The following is a 25,259-nucleotide window of genomic DNA, read 5'->3' on the forward strand; positions in this document are numbered from 1 at the left end:
TACCGAACCCCTCGTCCAAGGAGTACCTTGGCCGGTCCCCCGAGGGGACGGCGATGCTTGCCGGCCCGACCGGCAAGCACATCGCCATGACGGGCCGGCTAGGGAGCGGCCCGGCGCTCGGCCCGAAAGACGCCGGCTTCATGGGTTGAGCCAACTCAGCCTATTTCTTCCAAAAGGTAGCCCAGGCCACGCACAGTGCGCAGCTGCACGCCGCCGGGCTCGATCTTGGCGCGCAGGCGCGACAGGCAGACTTCGATGGCGTTGTCGCTGACGCCCTGGTCCCAGGCATTGCTGGCCAGCGCGATGTGTTCCTTGGGCACGACCTTGCCGGAGCGCGCCATCAGGAAGCCCAGCACATCCCATTCCCGAGCCGACAGGGCCAGCGGCTCGTCGTCGATATAGGCGCGGCGCGCTTCCTGGTCGATGCGCAGGCGCGCCAGTTGCAGCTGGTTGCTGGTGCGCGCCTGGCTGCGCCGCACCAGCGCGCGGGCGCGGGCAACGAGTTCGGTCAAGGCGAAAGGCTTGACGAGGTAGTCGTCGGCGCCGCCTTCCAGGCCGCGCACGCGGTCCTCGACGGCGTCACGGGCGGTCAGGATCAGCACCGGCACGGCAATGCTCTCGGCGCGCACGCGGCGCAGCGTCTCGAAGCCGTCGATGCCGGCCAGGCCGATATCGAGGATGAGCAGGTCGTAGGCGTCCTCGCGCAGCGAACGGGGCACGGGCTCGCCGCGGGCGGTGCAGTCCACGACCCAGCCCTGGGAGCGCAGGGCGCGGGCAGTGGTTTCGACGAGTTGATCGTCGTCTTCGACGAGCAGGATGCGCATGGTGGCGGCAGTATGGCGCGAGAGTGGCCCAAGTGCTGACTCAGGGCTGTCACGGCGCGACAGTTCGTGGCAAGCCGTCGCGGCAACGCGGCATTAGTCACCATCCCGGCCGGGGTGGGCGCTGGCTATGCTGCCCGCCAACCCGACTCCCCCTGTCAGCCATGCGATTGCCCGCCCGCGCCACCGCCCTTTTCCTCGCCCTGCCGCTGCTGGCGCTGGCGGCCCCGGTCCGCGAGGCCGAAGGCATCAGCGAGTACCGACTGGCCAACGGCCTGCAGCTGCTGCTGATCCCCGATGCGACCAAGCCCACCGTCACCGTCAACGTGACCTACCGCGTCGGCAGCCGCCACGAGGGCTATGGCGAGACCGGCATGGCCCATCTGCTCGAACACCTGCTGTTCAAGACGACGAAGCAGTTCGCCAACGTCGGCGCCGAGCTGTCCAAGCGCGGCATGCAGTTCAACGGCTCGACCAATGTCGACCGCACCAACTACTTCGAGACCTTCCCGGCCAATGCCGAGGCGCTGAGCTGGGCGCTGCGCATGGAAGCCGACCGGATGACCGGCGCCAAGGTGCTGAAGAGCGACCTCGACACCGAGATGAGCGTCGTGCGCAACGAGATGGAGGCGGGCGAGAACAACGCCCTCGGCATCCTCGTGCAGCGCACCCAGGCCGCCGCCTACCAGTGGCATGCCTATGGCCGCAGCACCATCGGCGCGCGCTCGGACGTCGAGAACGTCGACATCCCCAACCTGCAGGCCTTCTACAAGCGCCACTACCAGCCGGACAACGCGACGCTGATCGTCGCCGGCGCCTTCGACGCCACCAAGACACTGGCAGAGGTGCAGCGCGTCTTCGGCGCCCTGCCCAAGCCCACGCGCAAGCTCAGCGCCAGCTACACCGTCGAGCCCGTGCAGGAGGGCGAGCGCCTCGTCACGCTGCGCCGCCCCTCGGGCAACCAGGGCCTGCTCGTCAGCTATCACATCCCGCCGCTGGCGAGCGCCGAGTACGCGGCCTTCGACGTCGCCGTGACCGCCCTGGCCGACACGCCCAGCGGCCGCCTGCACAAGCGCCTCGTCGAGCCCGGCCTGGCGGCCCAGAGCTTCGGCTGGCCCGGCCGCAATGCCGAGCCGGGGCTGCTGAACTTCGGCCTGATGCTGAAGGAAGACAACGACGTCGAGCGCGCCCAGCAGCTGCTGGTCGACACCGTGGAAGGCCTGGCCAAGGAGCCCATCACCGCCGAGGAGCTGCAGCGCGCCAAGACGCAGTGGACGCAGCGCTTCGACGACCTGATGGCCAACCCGCAGCAGCTGTGCGTGACGCTGTCCGAAGCGATTGCGGCGGGCGACTGGCGCCTGCTCTTCCTGATGCGCAACCGCATCGAGGCCGCCACGCTGGACGACGTCAACGCGACGCTGGGCAAATGGCTGCTGCCGAGCAACCGCTCGCTCGGCCGCCTGTTCGCCACCGCCGCACCGGCGCGCTCGCCACTGGCCCTGGCCGTGCCGGCCGCCGACGCGCTGAAGGACTACACGCCGAAGGCCGCCGTCGCCGCCGGCGAGGTCTTCGACACCAGCCCCGCCAACTTCGACCGCCGCACCGAGCGCTACCAGCTGCCCAACGGCCTCAAGGTCGCCCTGGTGCCCAAGCGCTCGCGTGGCGAGACGGTGGAGGTGGCGCTGAACCTGCAGTACGGCACGCTGGAGGCCCTGCGCGGCCGGCGCACCGAGGCCAACCTCGTCGGCGAGGCGCTGGCCCTGGGCACCAGGCAGCACACGCGGGCCCAGCTCAGCGACGGCTTCGACCGCCTCAAGACCCGCTTCTCGTCCAACAGCGGCGCGACCGACGGTGCACGCCTGACGCTGGGCAGCCGCCGCGGCCAGCTCGCCGAGGCCCTGGGCCTGATGGCCGAGGTGCTGCGGGACCCCATCTTCCCGGCCACCGAGGTCGAGCAGATGGTGCGCCAGCAGGTCGCCAATCTGGAGGAGATGGCCCAGCAGCCCCAAGGCATCGCGCCGCAGGCCCTGCAGCAGGCCCTGGCCGCCGCCTACCCGGCCGACGACCCACGCGCCTTCCTCGCCTTCCCCGACTACATCGCCGCCGTGAAGGCCGTGACGCCGGCGAAGCTGCAGGCCTTCCACCGCGACTTCTTCGGCGCCGCCCACGGCGAGCTGGTGCTGGTGGGCGACTTCGACGCCGCCGAGGTCAAGCCACTGATCGCGCGCCTGTTCGGCAGCTGGACGGCGCCCCAGGCCTATGCCCGCCTCGCCCAGCCCCTGCCGCCCGTGCAAGGGCTCAAGCTCAGCGCGACGCTGAAAGACAAGGCCAATGCGATGGTCCTGGGCGGCCTGCTGCTGCCCATGAACGACGACCACGCCGACTACGCCGCCCTGCGCGTCGCCGCCCATGTGCTGGGCGCCAGCGGCTTCGACTCACGGCTGCTGACCCGGCTGCGCCAGAAGGAAGGCGTTTCCTACGGCGCCGGCGCCTGGCTGAACGCGTCCAGCTTCGAGCCGCGCGCCCAGCTCGACATCTTTGCCATCTTTGCGCCGGAGAACCGCACCCGCGTGGAGGCGGCGCTGAACGACGAGCTGGCCCGCTTTGCGCGCGACGGCCTGACCCAGGCCGAGCTGGACACCGCCAAGCGCGCGATGAAGGCCCAGAGCGACACCTGGCGCAGCGAAGACGGCGCCGTGGCCGGTGCCATCGCCGGCCACCTGGAGCGCGGCCGCCAGTTCAAGTGGAATGCCGAGCTGGATGCGCGCGGCGAGGCGCTGACGCTTGAGCAGGTGAATGCGGCCATCAAGCGCTGGATAGACCCCGCCAAGGCCAACTGGTCCTGGGCCGGCGACTTCGACAAGAAGGCGGCTGCTAAGTAAGCGCCACGGCCGCTCGGGCGGCCTCGAAGCATTCGTTCGCGATCCGCCACAGGCGCGCCGCGTCGTCGTAGCGGTCGCTGGGCTCGCCGACCAACGCGTCGCCGACGAGTTCGCGGCGCGGCTGGGCGTAGTGCAGCCAGAAATCGGCGCCCATCTTCTGCGGCAGCAGCTCGGCGTTGAAGCTCAAGTAGTCACCTGGCCCCGCCTCGCGCAGAAATCCCTCGAAGCAGCGCTGCCACATCCAGCGGAAATGGCTCAGATAGTCGCCCGGGTCGTCGAGCCCGGTCTGGATGCAGCCCGGGTTGCCGACGCGCGCATGCAGGAAGCGCACGCGCTCGAACACCGGCTGCAGGCGGCCGGCGCGCTCGTAGAACTCGCCGCCATAGGTCAGCTCGTGGCCGGTGTACCAGTGCGACAGGTCGGCGTTGAAGCGCAGGTTCGGCCAGCGTTCGACGAGATCCAGCGTGCGGCGCAGGTCCTGGGTCATCGTGCCGCGATGGGTCTCGACGTAGACCGGGTGGGCATGGCGCGCCGACGTCTCCAGCACGGCCGCGGCCAGGGCATCCATCTCGGCATCGGTCTCGAAGGAGTTGCCGACGTGCAGCGTCGTGATCTCGCAACCGAGGTCACGCTGCTCGCGCACGATGGCGTCCACGTCGGGCGGTGTCAGCGCCCGGCAGATGCCGGTGACGGCCAGGCCGGCGTCGCGTGCGGCCTGCGCAGCCTCGGTGGTTGGCTGCCAGATCTGCACGGCCTCGTGGCCATCGGCCTTCAGCAGCGCGAGTTGTTCGGCATGGCTGGCGCGCCAGCCGGTCGAACCGCGCGGCAGCTCGGCCATCGTGCCGAGGTTGATGTCACGGCGCAGCCGCGGCGGGCGCCGGCTGCCGTCGTTGCAGCGATCAAGGGGCAGGGCATTCATGGCCGGCATCATGCCGCGCGGCCAGGTTGCTGAGCGCCGTCTGCAGGGTCGGGTGGCGGAAGCGATAGCCGGCGGCCAGCGCGGCGGCGGGCACGACGTTCTGGCCATCGAGCAGCAGGGTCGACATCTCGCCGGCCAGCAGGCGCAACGGCCAGGCCGGCGCGCGCAGCCAGGCGCGGCGGCCGAAGGAAGCGGCGAGCGCTTGCGCAAAGCCGGTCTGGTGCGGCGTGTCGGGCGCGACGGCGTTGACGGCGCCTGACAGCTCGGTCGTCTCCAGCGCGAAGCGGATCAGGCCGACGGCATCGTCGCGATGCAGCCAGGGCGCGGGTTGCCGGCCGTTTCCGAGCACAGCACCCAGACCGAAGCGCGCCGCCAGGGCCTGCATGGGATAGGCGCCATCCTCGCGCCCCAGCACGACGCCAAAGCGCAGGCGCACGACGCGCACGCCCAGGGCCTCGGCGCGGCGCGCCTCGTGCTCGATGGCGGCGCAGAGGTCGGACTGGAATTCGCCCGGCCGGGGCAGGCCGGCCTCGGTGCAGGGCGAGCCGTCATTGACCGCGCCATAGAAGCCCACGGCCGAGGCGCTGACCAGCACGCGAGGGCGCTGTTCCAGGCGGCGCATCAGCGCCACCAGCCGCTGCGTGATGCCCACGCGGCTGGCCAGCAGCGTGCGCCGGCGCGCCGCCGTCCAGGGCATGCCGAGCACGCGGGCGCCGGCCAGGTTGACGATGGCGTCGATACGCGTCTCGGACGGGATGGCATCCAGCTCGTCGACCACCCAGACGCCAGGCCCGAACAGGCCGCGCGCCTGGCGCAGGTCGCGGGACAGCGCGATGACGCGGCGGCCCTCGCGGCACAGCTCGGCCACTACCGCCTGGCCAACGAAGCCAGTCGCACCGGTGACGAGGATGGCGCCCTGGCGGCGCATCGAGGCCGGTTGCGCTGTCGGCGTCGCCATGCCTGCCAACCGGCGCACGGCGATCAGGTTGCGCACGCTCCAGGCCAGCACGCCCAGGCCATAGGCCGTCAGCAGCGGCGCCCACCAGCCGTTGTCGGCCGGCAGCAGCCGCGTCGGCTGCTGGCCCCAACGCCACAGCACCGGCGCCAGGACGGCCAGGAAGAGGCCGTAGCTGATGGTCAGCAGCGTGTGCAGCACGCGCTCGAAAGGCGGCAGGCTGCGGCTGCGGTCTTCTTCCAGGAAGTCGGCCAGCGTGACGACGACCTCGACGCCCAGCAGCGCCGCCAGCAGCGCGGCGAACAGGCCCTGCCATTGCCACCAGGCCAGGCCGATGAAGACGACACCGTAGATGGCCTCGCGAGCCGTGTGCAGGGCCAGCTCGCGCCGCGCCGAAGCCCGTTGCGGCAGCTTGGCTTGAAGCTCGTGATGCCAGAGGTTGTCGAAAGCGCCCATGACGGCCTGGACGCTGAGCAGAGTGAAGAGGAGGTTCATACGGGATCGGCAAACACGCCGGTTTGGTGGAAGGTTTGGCCCCACAGGGGATGAGTCATGGAAAGCGTGAAACGGAACAGGCCGTCGCCCAGGTCGCGGTGCTCGACGCGGCAGGTGCCGGGGCTGAGCAGGCGGGGCATGACGAGGCGCAGGGCACCCAGGTCGAGGAAGTAGCGATGGCTCTGGAACACCAGCGCGCCGTCGTGCTCGAAGACATTCAGCGCCATGCCCAGGCCGCCGCGGGTGCGCTCCTGCAGGCGGCCGTGCTCGTCCAACTCCTTGGTGGAGAACACGCGGCCGACGCCGCCCTCGAAGCTGCGCTCCCAGACGACGCCACCGCCGACGGCCCGCACGCGCACCGTCGTCGGCACGCCGTTCGCATTCGCGGCGGCCAGCGGGCTGCGCAGCGGCTTGACCAGCCAGGCCAGCACGCGGCCCAGGGCCGAGCAGCGCATGTCCATCAGGCCGCGGTAGGTTGCTTCCGGGTGGCCGGCAGCAAAGCGACGCTGCACGGCGGCGGGCAGGCGGGCCCAGGCAGCGGGGCCGATGAGGGCGGAGAGGTCGAGGGGCTTGGCGGCGTTCATACCCCCTCTATCGCGACAAGCGTGCCAGGCCCGATTCAGCTTCTAAGTGATTGATTTCATTGAAATCACATCCGCAATGCGCATACCTCGGATACAGTGCCGACGACCCCATCTGTCAACTTCGTTAACACCCCATGCTGCTGATCCGTTTCGCCCTGGGCTTCTCGCTGTTCGAGACCCTGGTGCTGGCCGGCGTGCTGCTCTGGTGGTCGGACCGGGTGGCCGGCGGGCGCTTGCTGGCGACCTTTTTGGTTGGCATCGCCGTCTGGATCACGGGCAACGAGCTGCCCAACTGGTGGGGTCAGGCCGCCGAACCCCTGGCCTTGCGGCTGGTGTCGATGGCGCCCTTCGTCTCGACCTTCTTCTTCCACTTCTGCGTGGTGTTCTGCCGCGTGCCGCTGGGGCGCGTCGGCGTGGCAACGGCCTATGGGCTCGGCGCCCTGGCATCGGTGAGCGCCTTGCTGGGCCAGCCCGGCCATCTGGCGTGGAGCGACACCGTCGGCTGGATCTTCATTGCCGGCCGCCTGGGCTGGCTGGCCAGCTTCGCCTGGATCCTCCTGGGCATCGCCGGCGTGGCGGTGCTGCTGCGTGGCCTCGCGCTCGCCAAGCCGCCGGCGCGGCAGCAGATCGCGGCCGTCACCGCCTCCTGCCTGTGGGGGCTGCTGTGCCTGAGCGGCTATGGCCTGGTGCTGCTGGAAGTGCCGGTCTTCCCGGTGCCGCTGCTGCTGCTGCCGCTCTATCCCGTCATCCTGGTCTACGGCGTGCTGCGCTGGGGCGTGTTCGTCGCCAATGCCTGGGCCGGCCGCGCCCTGGTGTGGACGCTGCTGCTGGCCGTCGGCGTCGGCATCGTCGGGCTGATGCCGCTGCTGCTGCCCTTCGAGTCGCGCTGGCTCAGCGGTGTGGCCGTGGCGGCAGGCTGCCTCGCGCTGAGCGGGCCGGTGCGGCGTTTTGTGCAGCGCCTGATCTACCCGGGTGGCGAAGCCTCGGCCGCGGACCTGCAGGCCTGGCGCGAGGCGCTGCTGCCAGCCGAAAACCTGCCCGAACTGGGCGAACTGGCCGGCCGGCTGCTGAGCCAGCGCCTGGGCACGCCGGTCGAGGTCGTGTTCGACGCGGCATCCGAACCGGCCCTGCCCCGGCTCAACTGCCGGCATTCACCGTGGCGGCTGGAACTGCAGGGCTGGGCCGCCGCGCCACCGGGCCAGCGCCACCTGGCCGAACTCTTTGGCAGCCTGGTGCTGGAAGCCGCCATGCGCGTGGAGCAGGCCCAGCAGCTCGCGGCGCGTGAACGCGAGCGGCAGTTGCAGGCCCGCCTGGCCGAACTGGGCGCGCTGGCCGCCACCGTGGCCCACGACATCCGCAACCCGCTGAACATCATTTCCATGGCCGTCGCGATGGCGCCCGGCGACACGCGCCGCGAGGTGGCCGAGCAGGTCGACCGCATCGCCCATCTGACGCGCGATCTGCTGGACTACGCCAAGCCCTGGAAACTCAGCACCGCTGAGGTCGATGTCACCGCCCTCGCGCAGACGGTGGCACGTCGCCAGCCCGAGGTCGAGCTCGGCCCCGGCCTGCAGCAGCCGCTGCCGGCGCTGCTGGACGCGCGTCGCGTCGAACAGGCGCTGACCAATCTCGTCGAGAACGGCCGCACGGCCGGCGGTGGCGCGGTCCATGTCGACGCCGAGCGCGACGCCGCGGGCCTGCGCCTGCATGTCYGCGACAACGGCCCCGGCGTGCCCGACAGCATCCGCGAGCGCCTGTTCGAACCCTTCGCCTCGCGCAGCCCGGGCGGCACGGGCCTGGGCCTGGCCATCGTCGCCCGCGTGATGGCCGCGCATGGCGGCACGGCCGCATTGACCGAGCGTCCCGGCTGGCGCACCTGCTTCACGCTGAGCTTCCCTCATGACTCAACCCAATCCTGAAACGGGCCGCGTGCTGCTCGTCGACGACGAAGCAGCCTTCCAGCGCCTGGGCGGCAATTTCCTGCGCAGCCTCGGGCACGAGGTCGACATCGCCGGCGACGGCGACGCGGCCCTGGCCCGCTTCGCCGAACAGCGGCCCGAGCTGGTGCTGCTGGACCTGGCCATGCCGCCCCACATGGACCCCGAGCGCGGCCTGGAGCTGATCCCGCGCCTGGCCGGCGTGCCCGTCGTCGTGCTGACCGGCCACGGTGAGCATGAGCTGGCCCTGCGCGCCGCCGAGCTGGGCGCCTGGGACTTCATCACCAAGCCCATCGACCCCGACCTGCTTCGCTTCGTCGTGGCCCGCGCGCTGCGCAAGTCGCKCCTGGACGGTGAACTGGTTCGGCTGCGTGCCGAGCAAGGTGCAGACGACCTCGGCCTCGTCGGCCAGACGCCACCCATGCAGCAGCTGCGCGCCATGGTGCGGCGGGTCGCGCCAACGCGTGTCAGCGTGCTGGTGCTGGGCCCCACCGGTACCGGCAAGGAGCTGGTGGCCCGTGCGCTGCACGAGGGCAGCCCGCGCCGCGACGGACCCTTCATCGTCGTGCACTGCGGTGCGCTGTCGGCCGAGCTGCTGGAGAGCGAACTCTTCGGTCACCTGAAGGGCAGCTTCACCGGCGCCTACCGCGATCAGCCCGGCCTCGTCGAAGCGGCGCATGGCGGCACGCTATTCCTCGACGAAGTCGGTGAGATGCCGCCGGCCATGCAGGTCAAGCTGCTGCGCTTTCTGCAGGAAGGCACTTTCGTGCCGGTGGGCGGCCGCGTGCAGAAGCAGGCCGAGGCGCGCGTCATCGCCGCCACGCACCGCGATCTGGAGGCCATGGTTCGCGACGGGGCATTCCGCGAGGACCTCTACTACCGCCTCAAGGGCGTCGTGCTGCGCACGCCGGCGCTGTCCGAGCGCATGGCCGATGTGCCGGTGCTGGCAGCGCGCTTCCTGCAGCGCGGCGCACCCCAGGCGCGCTTCTCGGCCGGCGCCCTGGCCTGGGTCACGGCGCGGGACTGGCCCGGCAATGTGCGCGAGCTCAAGGCCATTGTCGAATCGGCCGGCGCGCTGCTGCTGCCGGAGCAGCACGAAGTCGACACCGAGCTGCTGCGCCTGGCGGCGGGCGACAGCACCGAGCCCCAGCGCAGCGCCGAACCCGCGGCCGGCACCGGCGTGCTCGACGCGGCAATGAACGAACTGGAGCGCCGCCTGATCCAGGACGCGATGAGCGCTGCGGGCGGCAACCAATCCGAAGCCGCTCGCCAGTTGGGCGTGTCCCGCGTCGGCCTCATCAAGAAGCTGTCGCGCCTGGGCCTGCGCTAGTTGCCGAATTCCTTCAGCCAGTGGCGCAGCTTCTTGCGCCCGYCGCTGTTGGTGCTCCGATAGATCCTCAGCGCCTGCGCCAGGAACTGCTGCTCGGCCGGCGTCAGGCCGGTGGGTTCGCGTTCCTCGTCGAGCCAGCCAGCCTCCTTGCCGCAGAGGTGCTCGATCTGTCGCGCCAGCTTGTCTCCCAGCGGCCGCGCACCGCTCTTGGCCATCGACCAGGTCGCACCGCTGACGCCGATGCGCGCGGCCCACGCCGCCTCCAGCCCCTTGGGCGGATCGCCCGCGGCGATGCGCTCCTCGGCGAAGGACTGGAAAAGCGAGATGGCGTTGAGCCGGCGGATGGTGGCGGGGCTGGACACGTGGGAAGCAAAGCAACGCGGTGTTGTGAAAACACTTCACAGGCATTCTAGGTGTTGACGAGAAAGTGAAGATTCTTAACAATGCGCATATTCGCTCAGCACAACTGAGCTTTTTTACCAACCCCAACCGACGACCGAACCGCTTTCCGCCATGAACCGCCATCTCGTCACCGCCATCACCCTCGCCGGCTCGCAGAGCCGGTGCGATGCCGTGCAGATGCCTCTGGCGGGCTTGCATGCCCCGGTCGCCTATGCCCATGACTTCGGTCGTGACAGTGATGACAACAACCTATCGGGTGAAGGACCCGGCTGACGCCGACCTTCCAAGCTCATTCGAGGCCCGGTCTCCGCAAGGAACCGGGCCTTTTCCTTTTCCACTGTTCAAACGAACACAGCGCCGGGGCTGCCCCGACGCCGCTGCGCATGCGCAGCGCCCGCTCATTGACAACTCGCACCGAGTGCCGCGCCAGCTTGACCTGGCACAGCGCTCACCACTGGCAGGCGCCGAGGCTCGTCCTCGGCTGCCCTGCCCCATCTCGGGTGTGCCCACGCACAAGCACCGGCCGGCCCGGTGTGCATGTGCGCTCGGGCGGCCGCCTGTCGCGTGCAGCGATGCACCTCTGGCTTGCGCAAGCCAGCCGCGTCGCGTGTGGACACAGCCGAGATGGATCTTTTTGCCTCGTTAGCTCAATGGAGTAGAGCGCCGGTCTACGAAGCCGGAGGTTGGACGTTCAAGTCGTCCACGAGGCACCACATCGTTCAGACGACTCATGGGGGGCGTAGCTCAACAGGGAGAGCACCTGCCTTGCAAGCAGACGGTTGCCGGTTCGATGCCGGCCGCTTCCACCACCATCACCATGCCCCGTTGGACTTCCGGTGAGGTCCCTGGTCCTTCAAACCAGAGAGGCGGGTTCACTCTGAGCGGCGCAACCGCTCAGGACGCAGCTTGCTGCGGGCCGAAGGCCTGGCGCATGGCGCCAGCACTCCCGCACGGGGTACCACTGTTCAAACCGAAGCCTTTCGTCGAGCTCACGCTTCGAGAGGCGCAAACCGGCCGCAACGATTGGGCGGCGTCGGAACCCGTTACCGACAACCTTTTCAGTCCGGGCGTAGCTTAACCAGGAAGAGCACCTGCTTTGGGAGCAGGGGGTTGCACGTTCAAGTCGTGCCACCCGGACCAATCACCTCATCGTGTCGCCATAGCTCAGTTGGAAGAGCGCCGGTCTGTCGAACCGGAGGTCGCGGGGTCAGGACCCGCTGGCGGCGCCAATTTCTTACGTGCGTTTGGGGGTGGCCGTCACCTAGCGGTCCAAGGTTCGAGGTCGTGACCCTCGCAGCACCGGTTCGAATCCGGTCSGCTACCCCCAAGCGCACCACAAGACTAACCGGAGGCCATCATGAAGAAGACTGCAACCCAAGCCCACAGCTTTCGAGACGATGAGCAAGCGCCGCAAGGGCTTCCCGTCTGAGACCCAAGTCAAGCGCGGCGAACGTATCGTGCACGGCCACAAGGAGCTGGTCGAGAAGCTCGGCCGCAACGACCCCTGCCCCTGCGGCTCCCGGAGGTCGTTTCAAGCGCTGTTGCCTGAACGGCGGCTGCTTTTGACGGGGTGAACCGTCACCACTATCAGCGTTAGTTCATCTTCAGCCGGGTTGTAGCTCAATTGGGAGAGCAGCGGCCTTTGAAGCCGTCGGTTGCAGGTTCGAGCCCTGCTGCCCCCGCCATTCCCATTCATCACCGTGCCCAGCCAAAGAAAGGAGGCGCCCATGCACGACGTTTTGCAGTTGGACATCACCGGCCTCCCGCAGGCCTGGATCTCGGTGGAGCAGGCCGCCTGCCTGGTCGCGACCGATTCGGTCGTGTGGTCGGCGGGCGAACAGCCGTTGGCCGTGCTGCGCGGCGGCTTCAACGCCGTCACCGGCAAGCCGTCGGTGCTGGCCGTGCCCCCCATCGTCGCGCTGCGTGGCGCCTCAAGGCTCAACCTCTTCGACGTGGCGCCGACCTACGGCAAGGCGAAGGTCATCAAGCGTGACCGCTGCACCTGCGCTTATTGCGGCGCGGTGTTCGACGCTCGCGCGTTGACCATCGACCACATCGTGCCCGCCAGCCGTGGCGGCGCCTTGAGCTGGATGAACACGGTCGCGGCCTGCCGCGGGTGCAACTCGCGCAAGGCCGACCGCACGCCGGACGAGGCCCGTATGCCGCTGCTGTTCGCGCCCTTCGTGCCGAGCCGCTTCGAGGACTTCATCCTCAAGGGCCGACACATCCGCGCGGACGTGCACGACTGGCTGGCTGCGCGCCTGCCCAAAGGATCACGCCTCAGCTGAGGCGTCAAAGAGTCTGCCGAGGAAGGCAAAGGCTCACAGGCCGGGGTTCCCACGCCCCGCCGGTGCGCCGCAGCCGGGTCCGCCCGTCGCTGCGCCGTATGCCGCCCTGCCGGAATCGGTTGATCCTGGAATGACATGGTGTCCCGCAAGGGTCGGGTTCGAGTCCCTTCATTTCCGCCATTTGGATAGCTCAAACGGTAGAGCAACGAACTCGTAATTCGTCTGTCGTGGGTTCGACTCCCACTCCAAACCACAACGGTCGCAAGACCACCCGCCGAACGTGCGCCCCGGCCCCGGCCGGACCGCGCATCAGCGGCCCGCGCTCGCACGTCGGGCAAGCGGGGCTCTGCTTCCACGGCCAGCCGCGGACGTCTTCAGGGAGGAGGCGTTCAACGCGCACCGTGGCGCCAAGCCTTGGCATCCGACGTCCGCACGGGTTGCTGTAACGGCACCCTCAGGAAGCGCTGGCCCAGTCACTTGTGATGCAGCGCGCCCTGGTTTGGGATGGGCCGCCAGTCGCAAACCACAGCCATAGCTCGCCTATGGCGCGGATTTGCGACGCAGCGGACCGCCCAAAGCAGGGATGCGCTGCGCACAAGGTGACTGGGTCAGCGCTTCCCGTACACGCGTCACCACAAGGAGAACACCATGACGATCGAGCGTGTGACTGTGAAGAAGAACGAGCGCGGCCTGCTGCTGCGCAATGGCGATTTCGAACACGTGCTGCAACCGGGCACGCACTGGCTGTTCGCCGGCCTGGACGAGCTGAAGGTCGAGCTCTTCAACATCGGCGCACCGGCCTTCGTGCACCCACTGGCCGACTACCTGATGGCCAAGGAGCCCGAGGTCGTCGCCGCCGAGTTCATGCGCGTCGAACTGGGCGAGCACGAAGTCGGCCTGCGGACCGAGAACGGTGTGCTGGTCGAGCTGCTGCCGCCCGCCACGCGGCGCCTGTACTGGCGCGGCCACGTGGACGTGCAGGTCGAGGTGCTCGACATCCGCGCATCCGCCGAGCTGCCGGCTGCCGTCGCCGCTCGCCTGGCGCAGCCGCAGCTGCGGCCGCGCACGGTGACCGGCCTGGCCGGCCTGCTGCAGGTCGAGGTGCCCGAGCACGGCGCCGGGCTGCTGCGCGTGGACGGCAAGGTCGAGCGGCTGCTCGAACCCGGCGCTCACGCGTTCTGGAAGTTCGGCCGCAACGTGGCCGTGGAGCTGGTGGACCTGCGACTGCAGGCGCTGGAGGTGACGGGCCAGGAGATCCTGACCCGTGACAAGGTTGCGCTGCGGCTCAACCTCTCGGCGAACTGGCGTTATGCGAGCTCGGCAGACGTGCTGCGTGCCTTTCAGGCGCTGCCGAAGCCGGCGGACCACCTCTACCGCGAGCTGCAGTTCGGGCTCCGCGCGGCGGTGGGCACCCGCACGCTGGACGAGTTGCTGGAGAACAAGTCGGTCATCGACGAGGTCGTGACCGCCCAGGTCACCGCCAAGCTGGCCGGCTACGGCCTGCAGCTCGACGGTGTGGGCGTGAAGGACATCGTGCTGCCGGGCGAGATGAAGACCATCCTCGCCCAGGTGGTGGAGGCCGGCAAGGCGGCCGAGGCCAATGTGATCCGCCGCCGCGAGGAAACCGCGGCGACGCGTTCCCTGCTCAACACGGCCAAGGTGATGGAGGACAACCCCGTCGCCCTGCGCCTGAAGGAGCTGGAAACGCTGGAACGCGTGGCCGAGCGCATCGACAAGATCTCCGTGTTCGGGGGTCTGGACCAGGTGCTCAACGGGCTGGTGAAGCTGCGTTGATCCAGGCGCCACCGCCGCAAGGTGGTGGCGCCTCACCAATACCTTTCAAATCAGCAAATCATGAAAACCAAACGACTGACACTCGCGCAGCAACGCCGCCTTGCGGCAACGCCGGATTGCAGCCTGCAGGGCGTCGGTCTGGCTCCCGAGCGATACGACGCAGCGTTGCGTTACCTGTTCGATCGCCCCGTTGTGGCACGCAGTCATGCCGAGTGGTACTGGAACTCCGACGAACCTGCCTTCGACGCTACGCGGCTGGAATGGACGCGAATCCAAACCGTGCTGTTCGCCAATGCCGGCGTCGATCTGGCCCTCTACAACGATGAGCAAGTCGGCATGGGTCTGGCCTACGTCATGAACAACTCGTTCAGCGACGTGCCGTTCGCTGCCATCCACGAAAGCGTGCCGCTCGAAGAGGCCATGCGGATGATGCATGCGATGCCGGAACTCTGGCGGCAATGCATCGGGCCGCGGCTGGCCGACGTTCACGGCCCCATTGGCGCCTCCTCAGGTCGGCTTGGCTACGCCTGCTATATGTGGTTCGACGTCTGGCCCACGTTCTGGAACGTGCGACGCGAACCGCGCTGGCAGGAAGCCGTCTGGCGGGTCCTGAGCGAAATGCTGAAAGTGCCCTGCCGCGAGGTGCAGATCGCTGCACTGCACGGCATTGGCCACACCGTGCGCGATCTGGATCGCCAAGAAGAAATCAATCTGACCGTCAAGACATTCATCCGATCGCTCGACGTAAGCGATCAGGAACTCAAGAACTACGCGGAACTTGCACGCCAAGGGCTGGTGCAGTGACGTAACAAGGAATCAACATGGAACCCCAACACATTCACGAAGACGTCCCCGGCGGCGTGCCGCTGAAGATGTGGACGCAGGGCGTGCCTGTCGAGCAGCAGGCCATGCGCCAGCTGCAGAACGCGGCCCGCCTGCCCATCGTCTTCAAGCACATCGCCGCGATGCCGGACGTGCACTTCGGCATCGGCGCGACCGTCGGCTCGGTCATCCCCACCGTCAAGGCCATCATTCCGGCCGCCGTCGGTGTGGACATCGGCTGCGGCATGATGGCCTGCAAGACCACGCTGACGGCCGAGGACCTGCCCGACAACCTGGGCCCGCTGCGCGCGGCCATCGAGCGCGCCGTGCCCCACGGCCGCCAGCCTGGCAACCGTGACCCGGGCGCGTGGCAGAAGCCTCCCGGCTCGGTCAACACGGCCTGGGCGCAGCTGGAGCCCGAGTTCACCGAGCTGTGCCGCGACTACCCCAAGCTCGCCAAGACCAACCACATCCAGCACCTGGGCACGCTGGGTGGCGGCAACCACTTCATCGAGGTCTGCTTGGACGAAGCGGGTGCCGTGTGGTTCATGCTGCACTCGGGCTCGCGCGGCGTGGGCAACTTCATCGGCACGATGTTCATCGAGCTGGCCAAGCAGGACGCGATGCGCCACCAGGCGAATCTGCCGGACCGCGACCTGGCCTATTTCGAGGAGGGCAGCCGCTATTTCGGCGACTACGTGCGCAGCGTGAGCTGGGCACAGAAGTTCGCGGCGCTGAACCGCGAACTGATGATGAAGCGCGTGATCGAAGCCGCGAAGACGGTGATCCGCAAGAACTTCCAGAGTCACATCGAGGCGGTGAACTGCCACCACAACTATGTGCAGAAGGAAACCCACTTCGGCCAGGAGGTCTACCTGACCCGCAAGGGCGCCGTGAGCGCCAAGCAGGGCCAGCTGGGCATCATTCCGGGCAGCATGGGTGCGCGCAGCTACATCGTGCGCGGCAAGGGCAACGCGGACAGCTTCGAGAGCTGCTCCCACGGTGCCGGCCGCGTGATGAGCCGCGGCGACGCCAAGCGCCACTTCACGCTGGCCGACCACCGCGCCGCGACCGAGGGCGTCGAATGCCGCAAGGACAAGGATGTCATTGATGAGACGCCCGCGGCCTACAAGGACATCGACGCCGTCATGGCCGCCCAGCGCGAGCTGGTGGACGTGGTGCACACGCTCAAGCAGGTGGTCTGCGTGAAGGGTTGATGACGCCCCCAAGCCTTCAAAGGGCGCCCGATTTCGGTCGGGCGCCCTTTTCTTTTGTGGATTTGCACCGGGAACCGCTAGCAAGCACGCAGCCACTCAGCCATGTCAGCGCACTACCATTGCTGCCCTCGGGGGAAAATTCACCATGAAACTGCTCGCCAAATTCAATCTCGTCTACCTGCTCGTGATGAGCCTGGGCATCGCGCTCAGCGGCTACATCGCCCGCAATCTGCTGCAGAACAACGCCCAGCAGGAGGTCGTCGAGAGCGCGCGCATGCTGATGGAGAAGGCGCTGGCCGTGCGCGCCTACACGAACACGCAGATCAAGCCGCTGCTCGTGTCCCAGATGGCGAATGAATTCCTGCCCCAGACGGTGCCGAGCTACTCGGCCACGGAAGTGCTGGGCACGCTGYTGTCCAAGCACCCCGAGTTCGCCTACAAGGAGGCGACGCTGAACCCGACCAATCCGCGTGACCGTGCCACCAGCTGGGAGGTCGACATCGTCGGCCAGTTCCGCAGCGCGGCCGACCTGAAGGAGACGACGGGCGTGCGCGACACGCCCGCCGGCCCGTCCCTCTACATCGCCCGCCCGCTGCGCATCACCGACCCCGCCTGCCTGGCCTGCCACAGCAGCGTCGAGGCCGCGCCGGCCACCATGGTCGCCAAGTACGGCCCCGCCAACGGCTTCGGCTGGAACCTGAACGAGGTCATCGGCGCCCAGATCGTCTCCGTGCCCCTGGGCGTGCCGCTGCAGCGTGCCGACCAGACCTTCAAGGTCTTCATCACTTCGCTGATCGGCGTCTTCGTTGCCGTCGGCATCGTGCTCAACCTGATGGTGTGGATGCTGGTCGTGCGCCCCGTCACCCGCCTGTCGGCGCTGGCCGACCGCGTCAGCCAGGGCGAGCTGGACGCGCCGGAATTCCAGTCCAGCAGCAAGGACGAGATCGCCACCCTGTCCGATTCCTTCTCCCGCATGCGCGCCAGCGTCGTGCAGGCCATGAAGTTGCTCGATGCCTGACCCCTCCAAGCACCCGCAGAAACTCGGCAAATACCGCATCACCGAGGTCCTCGGTGAAGGCGCGATGGGTGTCGTCTACAAGGGCTTCGACCCCGACATCCAGCGCACCGTCGCGCTGAAGACCATCCGCACCCAGCTCGACGCCGACGACGACAGCCCCGGCGCACCGGCCTCGCGCTTTCGCAACGAGGCGCAGGCCGCAGGCCGTCTGCATCACCCCGGCATCGTGGCCGTCTACGACTTCGGCCGCGACGAGAACGTGGCCTATATCGCGATGGAGTTCGTCGAGGGGCGCTCGCTGGCGAGCTATCTGAGCGCCAAGGTCAGGTTCACGGACAACGACATTCCCGGCATCATGAGCCAGCTGCTCGATGCCCTCGGCCACGCGCACGAGAAAGGTGTCTGGCACCGCGACATCAAACCCGCCAACATCATCATGACGACGGCCGGGCGGCTCAAGGTGGCCGACTTCGGCATCGCCCGCATCGAGAGCACCAACCTCACCCAGACCCACTACATGGTGGGCACGCCCAGCCACATGGCGCCGGAGCAGTTCCTCGGCAAGCCCATGGACAGGCGCGTGGACATCTACGGCGCCGGCGTCGTGCTGTACCAGCTGCTGACCGGCCGCGCACCCTTCGCCGGCACGACAGAGGCGCTGATGTACAAGGTCGTGAACGACATGCCCCAGCCGCCGTCGACCATCGAGGGCGTCGAGCGCCCGGGCTGGTTCGACGCCATCATCGCCCGGGCCCTGGCCAAGCGCCCCGACGAGCGCTTCGACACCGCCGAGGAGTTCAAGCAGGCGCTGACCCACGGCATCGGCCAGGTCATCGACGAGTCGTCCTGGGAAAAGACCGTCATGCTGGCGCCGGCGCGCGCCAAGCCCACCCAGCCGCTGGTCACGCCGACGCATGCACCGCCGTCCCTGGCCGGCACCTCGCTGGGCGGCTCGGTGGGCTCAGCCGGCACCGCCAGCGCCCCCACGCCCTCGCACTGGGACAAGGCCCAGCTCACGCAGGCCGAGCTGACGCTGGCCAAGCATGTCGGCCCGCTCGCCAGCGTGCTGGTGCGCCGCGCTGCGCGCGAGTGCCACGACATCAACGAGCTCTACAACAAGCTCGCCGAGCAGGTCACCGACCCGCGCGCACGCGACGCCTTCCTGGGCCAGGCCAGCCTGGTCACCGGTGGCCACCACCACCGCACGGCGGGCGGCGTCACGGCGGGTTCGCCCTCAGCGGGTGGCTCCAAGGGCGCGACGGCGGGATCCGGCGGCGGCACGATGATTGGCGGCCCGTTGAACGAAGCCGTCATGGACAAGGCCCAGGCCCTGCTGGCCCAGCATGTCGGGCCCATCGCCAAGGTGCTGATCAAGCGCGCGGCCACCGGCACGGACAGCCGCGCGGTGTTCTTCAACCGGCTGGCGGAAGCCGTCAACGACCCGGCGGCACGCGCCAAGCTGCTGGCCGAGCTGGGGCGGCTGGGCTGAGGCGCGGCCGACCCGGGTTCAGGGCAGGCGGTAGGCCAGCACCTTGAGTCCCCGGTCTTCCGACACGTCTGCAAACGCCGGCGGGTTCACGACCCTCTCGACGAACTCGAGCTCCGGTGCGTGCTCGGCCATCACGTCGCGCAGGAAGTCCAGGCCCAGCTTGGGCGTGTTCAGGCACAGCAGCGCATGGCCCCCCGGCGCCAACAGCCCGGGCAGCCGCCGGGCGAGCCGCGCGTAGTCCTTGGTGGCGACGAAGCTGCCCTTCTGGAAGCTCGGCGGGTCGCAGATGACAAGGTCGTAAGGTCCCCCGCGGGTCAGCTTGCCCCAGGAGTTGAAGATGTCGTGGGCCAGGAACCTGGCGCTGGCCTTCACACCGTTGAGTTCATGGTTGCTGCGGCCGATGGCGAGCGCGCCTGACGCCATGTCCACGTTGACCACTTCGGCCGCGCCGGCCTGCAGCGCCACGACCGAGAAGGCGCAGGTGTAGGCGAACAGGTTGAGCACCTTGTCGCCGGGCGCCACCCGCTCGCGCACCCAGCGCCGGCCCTCCGCCATATCGAGGAAAAGGCCATGGTTTTGGCCGCGCAGCAGGTGCACGAGATAGCTTGTACCCAGCTCGGTGACGACGTGAGGCTCGGGCAGCACATCGGCCATCAACCGCGTCTCGACGCGGCCACCTTCCTGCCGGCACTGGAAGACCCATGGCGCCTCGGGCCAGCGCGCGGCGATCGCCGCACCGATGGCAGCGAGGGCGTCATCGGCCAGCGGCTCGAAGCTGGTCAGCAGCAGCGCAGGCGGGTAGGCGTCCAGCGTCAGGTGTTCGCAGCCGGGGTGCAGGCCGCCGCGGCCATGAAAGAGACGTCGGGCATCCTGGGGAAGGGCCGCCATCGCGGCAATGGCATCGAGCAGGGCTTGCATGGTGGTGCGATTGTCCCGGGCCAGAATGGCCGCCATGGACTTCCAGCTCATCCTCGACGAGATCAACGCCGAACTGCGCCCGCAGTTGGCCGCGGCCGGTGGCAAGGTCGCCACCTACATCCCGGCCCTGGCGCGCGTGTCGCCGCTGCAGTTCGGCATCGCGCTGCGCACGGTGGGCGGCAAGACGGCGCATGCAGGCGACAGCGCGGTGCCCTTCTCCATCCAGAGCATGTCCAAGATGTTCTCGCTGACGCTGGCCATCCGCGCGCTGGACGAGGCCCTGTGGGATCGCATCGGCCGCGAACCGTCCGGCAGCCCCTTCAACTCGCTGGTGCAGCTGGAGACGGAACGCGGCATTCCGCGCAACCCCTTCATCAATGCCGGCGCGATCGCGGTGGCGGACCGGCTGGTTTCACAGGGTGACGCCAAGACCGAGTTGCTGGCGCTGCTGGGCCGGCTTTGCGGAGAGCCCGTCACCATCGACTCGGAGGTCGCGCAGTCCGAAGCGGACACCGGCTTTCGCAACACCGCGCTGGCCAATTTCATGAAGGGCTTCGGCACGCTGGACAACGACGTGGCCACGGTGCTGGACGTCTACTTCAACCAGTGCGCTATTCGCATGAGCTGCGAGCAGGTGGCCTGCGCCGCGGGCTATCTGTGCCGCGACGGCCGCCACCCGCTGGCTGGCACGCCCGTGCTCAGCGAAGCGCAGACCCGCCGCGTCAACGCGCTGATGCTGACCTGCGGCACCTACGACGCAGCGGGCGAGTTCGCCTTCCGCATCGGCCTGCCCTGCAAGAGCGGTGTGGGTGGCGGCATCGTCGCCGTGGTGCCCGACGAGCTCAGCCTGTGCGTCTGGTCGCCCGCGCTGGACTCGACAGGCAACTCCCTGCTGGGCCGCCGGGCGCTGGAGCTCTTCGTCGCGAAGACGGGGCTGTCTGTCTTCTGAATCAACTCAGCTTTTGATTGCGCTGAGCGCTGCCCACGCCCTACGAAACCGGGGTCTTCCGGGCCGAGCGCTGGGCCGCTCCCGAGCCGGCCCGTCTGGCGATGTGCTCGCGGCTCGATGCCGCGAGCATCGCCGTCCCCTCGGGGGACCGGTCAGACGCACCGCGTCCAGCGGTGTGCGACTGGACGAGGGGCTTCATCTCAGCTCGCGTACTTGACGCTGCAGCCATAGGGCCGCGTCGACGCCTTCTCCACCTTGCGGCCGGCGGCCACGGCGGCCAGGGCCTCGGTCACATAGGGCTCGGCCTTGGCGATGTCGGCCTTGTCGGACGTGGCCAGGCTGTCGATGCCGCCCTTGTAGGCCAGCGTGCCATCGGCCTTGATGACGTACATATGCGGTGTCGTCTGCGCGCCGTAGAGCTTGCCCAGCTCACCCTTGGGGTCCAGCAGCGTCGCGGCGGGCGCGGCACGGCGGTCGGCATTGAGCTTCTGCGCGGCGGCGCCGTCAACGAATCCTTGCTGGCCGGGCGCGGAGGAGATGACCTGCAACCAGACGACGCCTTGAGCAGCAGCGGCCTTCTGCTGGGTCTGCATATTGCCGGCGCCGTAGTGCTTCTTCACGTAGGGGCAGTCATGGTTGGTCCACTCCAGCACCACCGTCTTGCCCTTGTAGTCGGCCAGGGAGACCGTCTTGCCATCGGCCGTGGTGGCGGAGAAGGTCGGCGCCGGTGCGTCGACATTGGCGGTGGCGTGAGCCAACGCGGGCAGGATCAGGGCGGCGAGCAGGCTGCGGCGAAGCAAGGTCATGTCGAACTCCTGGAAGCGGTGGGGGGCGTGGAGACAGCCTCGACGATGAGGCCGGGGGTGAGGATTTGCGGCAGCACCTGGGCCTCGGCGGCACCCGGTGCGTAGTAGAGGTAGAGGGGCACGCCCGAGCGGCCATGGGCCTTGAGCACGGCGGTGATGTGGGGGTCCTCGCGCGTCCAGTCGCCCTTCAGATAGGCCACGCCGGCCTTGGCGAAGGCTTCCTTGACCTCGGGGCGCGACAGGGCCACGCGTTCATTGACGAGGCAGGAGATGCACCAGGCCGCCGTCATGTTGACGAAGACCGGCTTGTTCTGAGCGCGCAACTCGGCCAGGCGCTCGGCGTTGTAGGCCTCGACGTTGGATTCAGCGCGCACCTCGGTCAACTCGACCGGCTTGATCCAATGCACCACGCCCAGCGCCAGCGCAAAGCTGGCCACCATGGCCACGCCACTGACGACGCCCTGGCCAGCTCGGCGCACCCACAGCGCGAAGGCGATCAGCACCAGGCCGCCAAGGGCCATGGCCACGCCATCCGGCCCGGCCTGCTGCGCCAGCACCCACAGCAGCCAGACGACAGCGGCATACATCGGGAAGGCCAGGAACTGCTTGAACTTGTCCATCCACGCGCCGGGCCGCGGCAGCCAGCGCTGGGCGGCAGGCCAGAAGGCGAGGATCAGGAAGGGCAGCGCCAGGCCCAGGCCCAGGGCGAGAAAGACGGCCAGCATCACCGCGGCCGGCTGGGCCAGCGCGAAGGCCAGCGCCGCGCCCATGAAGGGCGCCGTGCAGGGCGTGGCGACGACGGCCGCCAGCACGCCGGTGAAGAAGCTGCCGGCCAGCCCCTGGCGAGCGGCCAGGTTGGAGCCCACGCCGGTGAAGCTGCCGCCGAAGTCGAAGACCCCCGACAGGTTCAGGCCGACGATGAAGAGCAGGTAGCTGACGATCAGCACGAAGACCGGCGAATGGAACTGGAAACCCCAGCCCACCTGCTGACCGCCGGCGCGCAGCGCGACCAGCACGGCCGCCAGGGCGGCAAAGCTGAGCAGCACGCCGGCCGTGTAGGCCAGGCCCTCCGCCTTGTGGTTGCCCTCGCGCACCAGGGCCAGGGCCTTGATGGACAGCACTGGGAAGACGCAGGGCATCAGGTTCAGGATCAGGCCGCCCACCAAGGCCAGCGCAAGCGCGGGCAGCAGGCCGAGGTCGCTTTCGGGACTGGGCGTTGGCGTGGTGGCCGCGGCCGGTGCGCTCAGGTCGGCCGGGCCGGGGCCTTTGCCGGCGCCTTGCGGCATGGCCGCGGAGACGGTCCAGGCCTGCTCGCCAGCCGCCGTCGTCAGCACGAGGACGCCAGACAGCGGCTTGCCCGCCGGCACGGGTTCGTCGCCGGCCGGAATATCCAGCGCCCAGCCGCCGCCCTGCCCCTTCAGCGCCTGCGGTGCGCTGTGCGCGACGGCACCCCAGGTGTCGGCGAAGAAATACGCTTTGGTGACGCCAGTGGCCGGCCCGCTGAGCTGCACGCCCTGGGCGGCCGCCTTCAATTGCACGGCAAAGGTGGCGGGCTTGGGAATGGCGCCACGCCATTCCTCGACCTGGGCCGCGTCGGCACCGGCCTTGGCCTCGGCGCCGACCGGCAAGTCCAGGCCCAGCGACACCTGCTCGGGAATGCAGACATCCTTGCAGACCAGCCAGCGCACCTCGGCGGTCGGCTTGAATCGGCTGCCCGGCTTGGCGTCGGCCGGCACGGTCAGGTCGACCAGCAGCGCGGGCTTGCCCTCGTAGCCGTAGTTGACGATGGGGCCGATGGCCTGGATGGACGGCGTGGGCCACTGGATGGCGCCGGCCTCGGTGCCCTGCCAGTCGATGCTGGTGGCTTGGCCCGAATCGCCCGGATTCAGCCAGTAGGTGTGCCAGTGCGGCTTGATGTTCTGCGCCAGCGCCACCGTGAAGCGCTGGCCCGGCGCCACCGTGGCCTGGCTGGCAACGAGGCGCGCCTGCACATGCTCGGTGGCGGCCTCGGGCGGGGCGGCGAGCGCGAGCAGCGGAGCGGCCAGAAGGGCCGAAAGGAAGGGGCGCGGGAACGAGAACATCCTGAAATCCTAGGCCAAACTGCTTTCACCGCGCCGGGACAGGCCCGCATGAACAAATGCGTCGAACGCAGACCATAGCGGCGCGAAGCGTTCCGGCCCGCCTTCCAGCAGGGCCAAGGCATGCAAACCGGCCTCGAAAGTCGACAGCTGGCCGGGCCGGTGAGCACGGCGTATCGCGTAGCGGCCGGGCTGCTCCGGCAGGCTCAGCCGCGGCAACGCGGCCAGCCAGGGGTTGGCCGCCAGCAGGCGGCGGCTCTGGCGCCAGCTGCCGTCCAGCAGGATGAGTCGGTCGACGTCGCCTGGCCTGGCCAGCTCGCCCTCGCCCGGGTAAAGAAGTGCCGTGGTCGGGCCGCCCAGCGCCGGGTCGAAGGCCTCGCCCCGCAGCAGCCGCGCAGCCGGGTTCAAACCCAGCGTCAGGAAAACGGCGGTGCTCTTGGCATGGCCGGCCTCGGCCGGGTGCTGCAGGATCAGCAGCTCGGTGCTCACGGCCAGCGGCGCCGGCAGCGTCGCACACAGGCAGGTGGAGGCGGGGCGCTCGCAGCGCGGGCAGACCGCGCGCGGCATGGTGTCGCGGCTCAGTTCGCCGGTGGCGACACGGAATGCGGCGCGATGGTCGACACCGTGCTGTCGGCGCCCGCATCGGCGGCCGCCGCCTCCTCGCTGGCACGACGCCGCGAGCGCGTGCTCGGCAGGCCTTCCTGGCGCCGCTTGGCCAGGCGCCCGGCCAGCCAGACGCCGCCGACGACACCGAAGATGTTGAGCGCCCCGAACAGCGGTGCCGCGTTGGACGACAGCAGCATGTTCTGCAGCGGCGCCGAATAGGCACGCGGCTTCAGCGCAAAGCTGAAGGCGCCGAAGATCAGCCAGCCCGCCCAGGCCACGCCGATGCCCGACATCATCCAGGCGACATAGGGGCGATGGCGGCGGCGCTGCGGCCGCAGCGTCAGGTATCCCCAGGTCAGCGAGACGAGGAAAAGCAGTACCGCAATGGCGATGGCCTCGCCGAGCATCACCGGCAGGCTGTTGCGACCACCCAGTTGGGCATAGATCTGGCGCGGCAGACCGGTGCTGGCGTACTTCATGGCGGCGCCCGCGCCGAAGCAGTAAAGCAGGAGGCCGGAAAAGAAGGCGATGGAGCGGCGGGCGGCTTTCATGGGGGCGCATTCTCGGCGCTGTCGGCGCTCCGGATTCGGGAGGATTTCCCGATCGGCCCAAAACAAAGCCCGCCGTCCGGGGCCGGACGGCGGGCTGGGAAGTGGATCGCTGGGGGTGTCAGCGCTTGCGGTCGAAGCGCATGGCGCGGGCCAGGCCGCGGCGCTCGCCGCTGTAGAAGCCGGTGTCGAAGGCCTCGTGCTTGCGGCCCTTTTCGACGGATTCCTCGGCGCTCCAGGCCGCCTCGGGGAGGGGCAGGCGGCGCGGCTGGTGTTCGGTGCGGGGCTGGATCTTCATGATGGCTGGTGGCCCTTGGGGGCCGTCTCACGCCGATTGCGGCGCGATTGGGAGGCACAACGCCAGCCCGCCGGGGCTGGTTGACAGGTCCAAAACACTTCTT

General features: G+C 69.0%; 23 protein-coding genes and 7 tRNA genes. 19 read left to right on the forward strand and 11 right to left on the reverse strand.

The window, feature by feature from the left end:
* Nucleotides 1-155 precede the first annotated feature (155 nt).
* The gene (locus AC1D2H_RS15080; RefSeq protein WP_477927495.1) at nucleotides 156-824 is read right to left on the reverse strand and encodes a response regulator; all 669 of its coding nucleotides are present in this window, start codon (nucleotides 822-824) and stop codon (nucleotides 156-158) included.
* A gap of 161 nt (nucleotides 825-985) precedes the next feature.
* Between AC1D2H_RS15080 and AC1D2H_RS15085 the strand changes: the two genes are divergently transcribed.
* A complete protein-coding gene (locus AC1D2H_RS15085; protein WP_478011526.1) occupies nucleotides 986-3,703 on the forward strand; it encodes a M16 family metallopeptidase in 2,718 nt (905 codons plus the stop codon).
* On the opposite strand, the gene AC1D2H_RS15090 is transcribed toward AC1D2H_RS15085, so the two are convergent.
* The 3 genes from AC1D2H_RS15090 to AC1D2H_RS15100 are packed head-to-tail and all read right to left on the reverse strand — an operon-like array spanning nucleotide 3,696 to nucleotide 6,656.
* The gene (locus AC1D2H_RS15090; RefSeq protein WP_478011527.1) at nucleotides 3,696-4,622 is read right to left on the reverse strand and encodes a sugar phosphate isomerase/epimerase family protein; all 927 of its coding nucleotides are present in this window, start codon (nucleotides 4,620-4,622) and stop codon (nucleotides 3,696-3,698) included. The genes AC1D2H_RS15085 and AC1D2H_RS15090 overlap by 8 nt on opposite strands.
* Entirely contained in the window at nucleotides 4,603-6,072 is a 1,470-nt protein-coding gene (locus tag AC1D2H_RS15095) for a TIGR01777 family oxidoreductase (protein ID WP_478011528.1), read from the reverse strand. The genes AC1D2H_RS15090 and AC1D2H_RS15095 overlap by 20 nt, the downstream gene beginning before the upstream one ends.
* Nucleotides 6,069-6,656 (reverse strand): DUF4166 domain-containing protein, encoded by a 588-nt coding sequence (locus AC1D2H_RS15100; RefSeq protein ID WP_478011529.1) that lies wholly within the window; start codon nucleotides 6,654-6,656, stop codon nucleotides 6,069-6,071. The genes AC1D2H_RS15095 and AC1D2H_RS15100 overlap by 4 nt, the downstream gene beginning before the upstream one ends.
* A 134-nt stretch (nucleotides 6,657-6,790) precedes the next feature.
* Between AC1D2H_RS15100 and AC1D2H_RS15105 the strand changes: the two genes are divergently transcribed.
* Together AC1D2H_RS15105 and AC1D2H_RS15110 are read left to right on the forward strand one after the other, a co-directional pair.
* The gene (locus tag AC1D2H_RS15105; protein WP_478011530.1) at nucleotides 6,791-8,575 is read left to right on the forward strand and encodes a sensor histidine kinase; all 1,785 of its coding nucleotides are present in this window, start codon (nucleotides 6,791-6,793) and stop codon (nucleotides 8,573-8,575) included.
* Nucleotides 8,556-9,923, forward strand: coding sequence for a sigma-54-dependent transcriptional regulator (locus AC1D2H_RS15110; protein WP_478011531.1), 1,368 nt, complete (start codon nucleotides 8,556-8,558; stop codon nucleotides 9,921-9,923). The genes AC1D2H_RS15105 and AC1D2H_RS15110 overlap by 20 nt, the downstream gene beginning before the upstream one ends.
* On the opposite strand, the gene AC1D2H_RS15115 is transcribed toward AC1D2H_RS15110, so the two are convergent.
* Nucleotides 9,920-10,285: a hypothetical protein gene (locus AC1D2H_RS15115; RefSeq protein ID WP_478011532.1), complete on the reverse strand. Its 366-nt coding sequence runs from the start codon at nucleotides 10,283-10,285 to the stop codon at nucleotides 9,920-9,922. The genes AC1D2H_RS15110 and AC1D2H_RS15115 overlap by 4 nt on opposite strands.
* Nucleotides 10,286-10,436: 151 nt before the next feature.
* On the opposite strand from AC1D2H_RS15115, the gene AC1D2H_RS15120 reads away from it, so the two are divergent.
* The 15 genes from AC1D2H_RS15120 to AC1D2H_RS15190 all read left to right on the forward strand — a co-directional run bounded on the left by AC1D2H_RS15120 (nucleotide 10,437) and on the right by AC1D2H_RS15190 (nucleotide 18,953).
* On the forward strand, nucleotides 10,437-10,598 hold the full coding sequence (locus tag AC1D2H_RS15120) for a hypothetical protein (protein ID WP_478011533.1): 162 nt from the start codon (nucleotides 10,437-10,439) through the stop codon (nucleotides 10,596-10,598).
* Nucleotides 10,599-10,961: 363 nt separating this feature from the next.
* Nucleotides 10,962-11,038 (forward strand) — tRNA-Arg (locus AC1D2H_RS15125).
* 20 nt (nucleotides 11,039-11,058) lie between these two features.
* Nucleotides 11,059-11,134, forward strand: a tRNA-Ala gene (locus AC1D2H_RS15130).
* A 10-nt stretch (nucleotides 11,135-11,144) separates the two neighbouring features.
* Nucleotides 11,145-11,286, forward strand: a tRNA-Glu gene (locus AC1D2H_RS15135).
* Between the two features lie 102 nt (nucleotides 11,287-11,388).
* Nucleotides 11,389-11,465, forward strand: a tRNA-Pro gene (locus AC1D2H_RS15140).
* Between the two features lie 13 nt (nucleotides 11,466-11,478).
* Nucleotides 11,479-11,554, forward strand: a tRNA-Asp gene (locus AC1D2H_RS15145).
* 20 nt (nucleotides 11,555-11,574) lie between these two features.
* Nucleotides 11,575-11,652, forward strand: a tRNA-His gene (locus AC1D2H_RS15150).
* Between the two features lie 70 nt (nucleotides 11,653-11,722).
* Nucleotides 11,723-11,899: an SEC-C metal-binding domain-containing protein gene (locus AC1D2H_RS15155; RefSeq protein WP_478011534.1), complete on the forward strand. Its 177-nt coding sequence runs from the start codon at nucleotides 11,723-11,725 to the stop codon at nucleotides 11,897-11,899.
* 153 nt (nucleotides 11,900-12,052) lie between these two features.
* Entirely contained in the window at nucleotides 12,053-12,613 is a 561-nt protein-coding gene (locus tag AC1D2H_RS15160) for an HNH endonuclease (protein ID WP_477927478.1), read from the forward strand.
* 181 nt (nucleotides 12,614-12,794) lie between these two features.
* Nucleotides 12,795-12,866: transfer RNA gene (locus AC1D2H_RS15165), tRNA-Thr, on the forward strand.
* Between the two features lie 395 nt (nucleotides 12,867-13,261).
* Nucleotides 13,262-14,407: a slipin family protein gene (locus AC1D2H_RS15170; RefSeq protein ID WP_478011535.1), complete on the forward strand. Its 1,146-nt coding sequence runs from the start codon at nucleotides 13,262-13,264 to the stop codon at nucleotides 14,405-14,407.
* Between the two features lie 60 nt (nucleotides 14,408-14,467).
* Nucleotides 14,468-15,211, forward strand: a complete 744-nt coding sequence (locus AC1D2H_RS15175; protein ID WP_478011536.1) for a hypothetical protein — start codon at nucleotides 14,468-14,470, stop codon at nucleotides 15,209-15,211.
* A 17-nt stretch (nucleotides 15,212-15,228) separates the two neighbouring features.
* Nucleotides 15,229-16,446, forward strand: coding sequence for an RtcB family protein (locus AC1D2H_RS15180; protein WP_478011537.1), 1,218 nt, complete (start codon nucleotides 15,229-15,231; stop codon nucleotides 16,444-16,446).
* A 145-nt stretch (nucleotides 16,447-16,591) separates the two neighbouring features.
* Nucleotides 16,592-17,464, forward strand: coding sequence for a Tll0287-like domain-containing protein (locus tag AC1D2H_RS15185; RefSeq protein ID WP_477927472.1), 873 nt, complete (start codon nucleotides 16,592-16,594; stop codon nucleotides 17,462-17,464).
* A complete protein-coding gene (locus tag AC1D2H_RS15190) occupies nucleotides 17,457-18,953 on the forward strand; it encodes a serine/threonine-protein kinase (RefSeq protein ID WP_478011538.1) in 1,497 nt (498 codons plus the stop codon). The genes AC1D2H_RS15185 and AC1D2H_RS15190 overlap by 8 nt, the downstream gene beginning before the upstream one ends.
* 18 nt (nucleotides 18,954-18,971) lie before the next feature.
* Here AC1D2H_RS15190 and AC1D2H_RS15195 read toward each other — a convergent pair whose 3' ends face one another.
* Nucleotides 18,972-19,871, reverse strand: coding sequence for a class I SAM-dependent methyltransferase (locus AC1D2H_RS15195; RefSeq protein ID WP_478011539.1), 900 nt, complete (start codon nucleotides 19,869-19,871; stop codon nucleotides 18,972-18,974).
* A 25-nt stretch (nucleotides 19,872-19,896) separates the two neighbouring features.
* On the opposite strand from AC1D2H_RS15195, the gene AC1D2H_RS15200 reads away from it, so the two are divergent.
* The gene (locus AC1D2H_RS15200; RefSeq protein WP_477927468.1) at nucleotides 19,897-20,820 is read left to right on the forward strand and encodes a glutaminase; all 924 of its coding nucleotides are present in this window, start codon (nucleotides 19,897-19,899) and stop codon (nucleotides 20,818-20,820) included.
* A gap of 200 nt (nucleotides 20,821-21,020) precedes the next feature.
* On the opposite strand, the gene AC1D2H_RS15205 is transcribed toward AC1D2H_RS15200, so the two are convergent.
* The 5 genes from AC1D2H_RS15205 to AC1D2H_RS15225 form a co-directional block, all read right to left on the reverse strand.
* Entirely contained in the window at nucleotides 21,021-21,626 is a 606-nt protein-coding gene (locus tag AC1D2H_RS15205) for a redoxin domain-containing protein (RefSeq protein WP_478011540.1), read from the reverse strand.
* Nucleotides 21,623-23,707 carry a protein-disulfide reductase DsbD family protein gene (locus AC1D2H_RS15210; protein ID WP_478011541.1) on the reverse strand — a complete coding sequence of 695 codons (2,085 nt, stop codon included), beginning with the start codon at nucleotides 23,705-23,707 and terminating at the stop codon, nucleotides 21,623-21,625. The genes AC1D2H_RS15205 and AC1D2H_RS15210 overlap by 4 nt, the downstream gene beginning before the upstream one ends.
* A gap of 9 nt (nucleotides 23,708-23,716) precedes the next feature.
* A complete protein-coding gene (locus AC1D2H_RS15215) occupies nucleotides 23,717-24,271 on the reverse strand; it encodes a tRNA-uridine aminocarboxypropyltransferase (protein WP_478011542.1) in 555 nt (184 codons plus the stop codon).
* Between the two features lie 11 nt (nucleotides 24,272-24,282).
* Nucleotides 24,283-24,861, reverse strand: coding sequence for a hypothetical protein (locus tag AC1D2H_RS15220; protein WP_478011543.1), 579 nt, complete (start codon nucleotides 24,859-24,861; stop codon nucleotides 24,283-24,285).
* A gap of 118 nt (nucleotides 24,862-24,979) precedes the next feature.
* The gene (locus AC1D2H_RS15225) at nucleotides 24,980-25,156 is read right to left on the reverse strand and encodes a hypothetical protein (RefSeq protein ID WP_477927461.1); all 177 of its coding nucleotides are present in this window, start codon (nucleotides 25,154-25,156) and stop codon (nucleotides 24,980-24,982) included.
* Nucleotides 25,157-25,259 lie beyond the last annotated feature (103 nt).

Source organism: Roseateles sp. P1_C1_2 (assembly GCF_056406535.1).

What these genes read in the sequence shown, in the direction of transcription:
- AC1D2H_RS15220 (WP_478011543.1), bottom strand. Translation starts at nt 24,861, where the DNA reads ATGAAAGCCGCCCGCCGCTCCATCGCCTTCTTTTCCGGCCTCCTGCTT.
- AC1D2H_RS15175 (WP_478011536.1), top strand. Translation starts at nt 14,468, where the DNA reads ATGAAAACCAAACGACTGACACTCGCGCAGCAACGCCGCCTTGCGGCA.
- AC1D2H_RS15190 (WP_478011538.1), top strand. Translation starts at nt 17,457, where the DNA reads ATGCCTGACCCCTCCAAGCACCCGCAGAAACTCGGCAAATACCGCATC.
- AC1D2H_RS15170 (WP_478011535.1), top strand. Translation starts at nt 13,262, where the DNA reads ATGACGATCGAGCGTGTGACTGTGAAGAAGAACGAGCGCGGCCTGCTG.
- AC1D2H_RS15205 (WP_478011540.1), bottom strand. Translation starts at nt 21,626, where the DNA reads ATGACCTTGCTTCGCCGCAGCCTGCTCGCCGCCCTGATCCTGCCCGCG.
- AC1D2H_RS15085 (WP_478011526.1), top strand. Translation starts at nt 986, where the DNA reads ATGCGATTGCCCGCCCGCGCCACCGCCCTTTTCCTCGCCCTGCCGCTG.
- AC1D2H_RS15080 (WP_477927495.1), bottom strand. Translation starts at nt 824, where the DNA reads ATGCGCATCCTGCTCGTCGAAGACGACGATCAACTCGTCGAAACCACT.
- AC1D2H_RS15195 (WP_478011539.1), bottom strand. Translation starts at nt 19,871, where the DNA reads ATGCAAGCCCTGCTCGATGCCATTGCCGCGATGGCGGCCCTTCCCCAG.
- AC1D2H_RS15210 (WP_478011541.1), bottom strand. Translation starts at nt 23,707, where the DNA reads ATGTTCTCGTTCCCGCGCCCCTTCCTTTCGGCCCTTCTGGCCGCTCCG.
- AC1D2H_RS15215 (WP_478011542.1), bottom strand. Translation starts at nt 24,271, where the DNA reads ATGCCGCGCGCGGTCTGCCCGCGCTGCGAGCGCCCCGCCTCCACCTGC.
- AC1D2H_RS15200 (WP_477927468.1), top strand. Translation starts at nt 19,897, where the DNA reads ATGGCCGCCATGGACTTCCAGCTCATCCTCGACGAGATCAACGCCGAA.
- AC1D2H_RS15180 (WP_478011537.1), top strand. Translation starts at nt 15,229, where the DNA reads ATGGAACCCCAACACATTCACGAAGACGTCCCCGGCGGCGTGCCGCTG.
- AC1D2H_RS15095 (WP_478011528.1), bottom strand. Translation starts at nt 6,072, where the DNA reads ATGAACCTCCTCTTCACTCTGCTCAGCGTCCAGGCCGTCATGGGCGCT.
- AC1D2H_RS15090 (WP_478011527.1), bottom strand. Translation starts at nt 4,622, where the DNA reads ATGAATGCCCTGCCCCTTGATCGCTGCAACGACGGCAGCCGGCGCCCG.
- AC1D2H_RS15160 (WP_477927478.1), top strand. Translation starts at nt 12,053, where the DNA reads ATGCACGACGTTTTGCAGTTGGACATCACCGGCCTCCCGCAGGCCTGG.
- AC1D2H_RS15120 (WP_478011533.1), top strand. Translation starts at nt 10,437, where the DNA reads ATGAACCGCCATCTCGTCACCGCCATCACCCTCGCCGGCTCGCAGAGC.
- AC1D2H_RS15155 (WP_478011534.1), top strand. Translation starts at nt 11,723, where the DNA reads ATGAGCAAGCGCCGCAAGGGCTTCCCGTCTGAGACCCAAGTCAAGCGC.
- AC1D2H_RS15100 (WP_478011529.1), bottom strand. Translation starts at nt 6,656, where the DNA reads ATGAACGCCGCCAAGCCCCTCGACCTCTCCGCCCTCATCGGCCCCGCT.
- AC1D2H_RS15225 (WP_477927461.1), bottom strand. Translation starts at nt 25,156, where the DNA reads ATGAAGATCCAGCCCCGCACCGAACACCAGCCGCGCCGCCTGCCCCTC.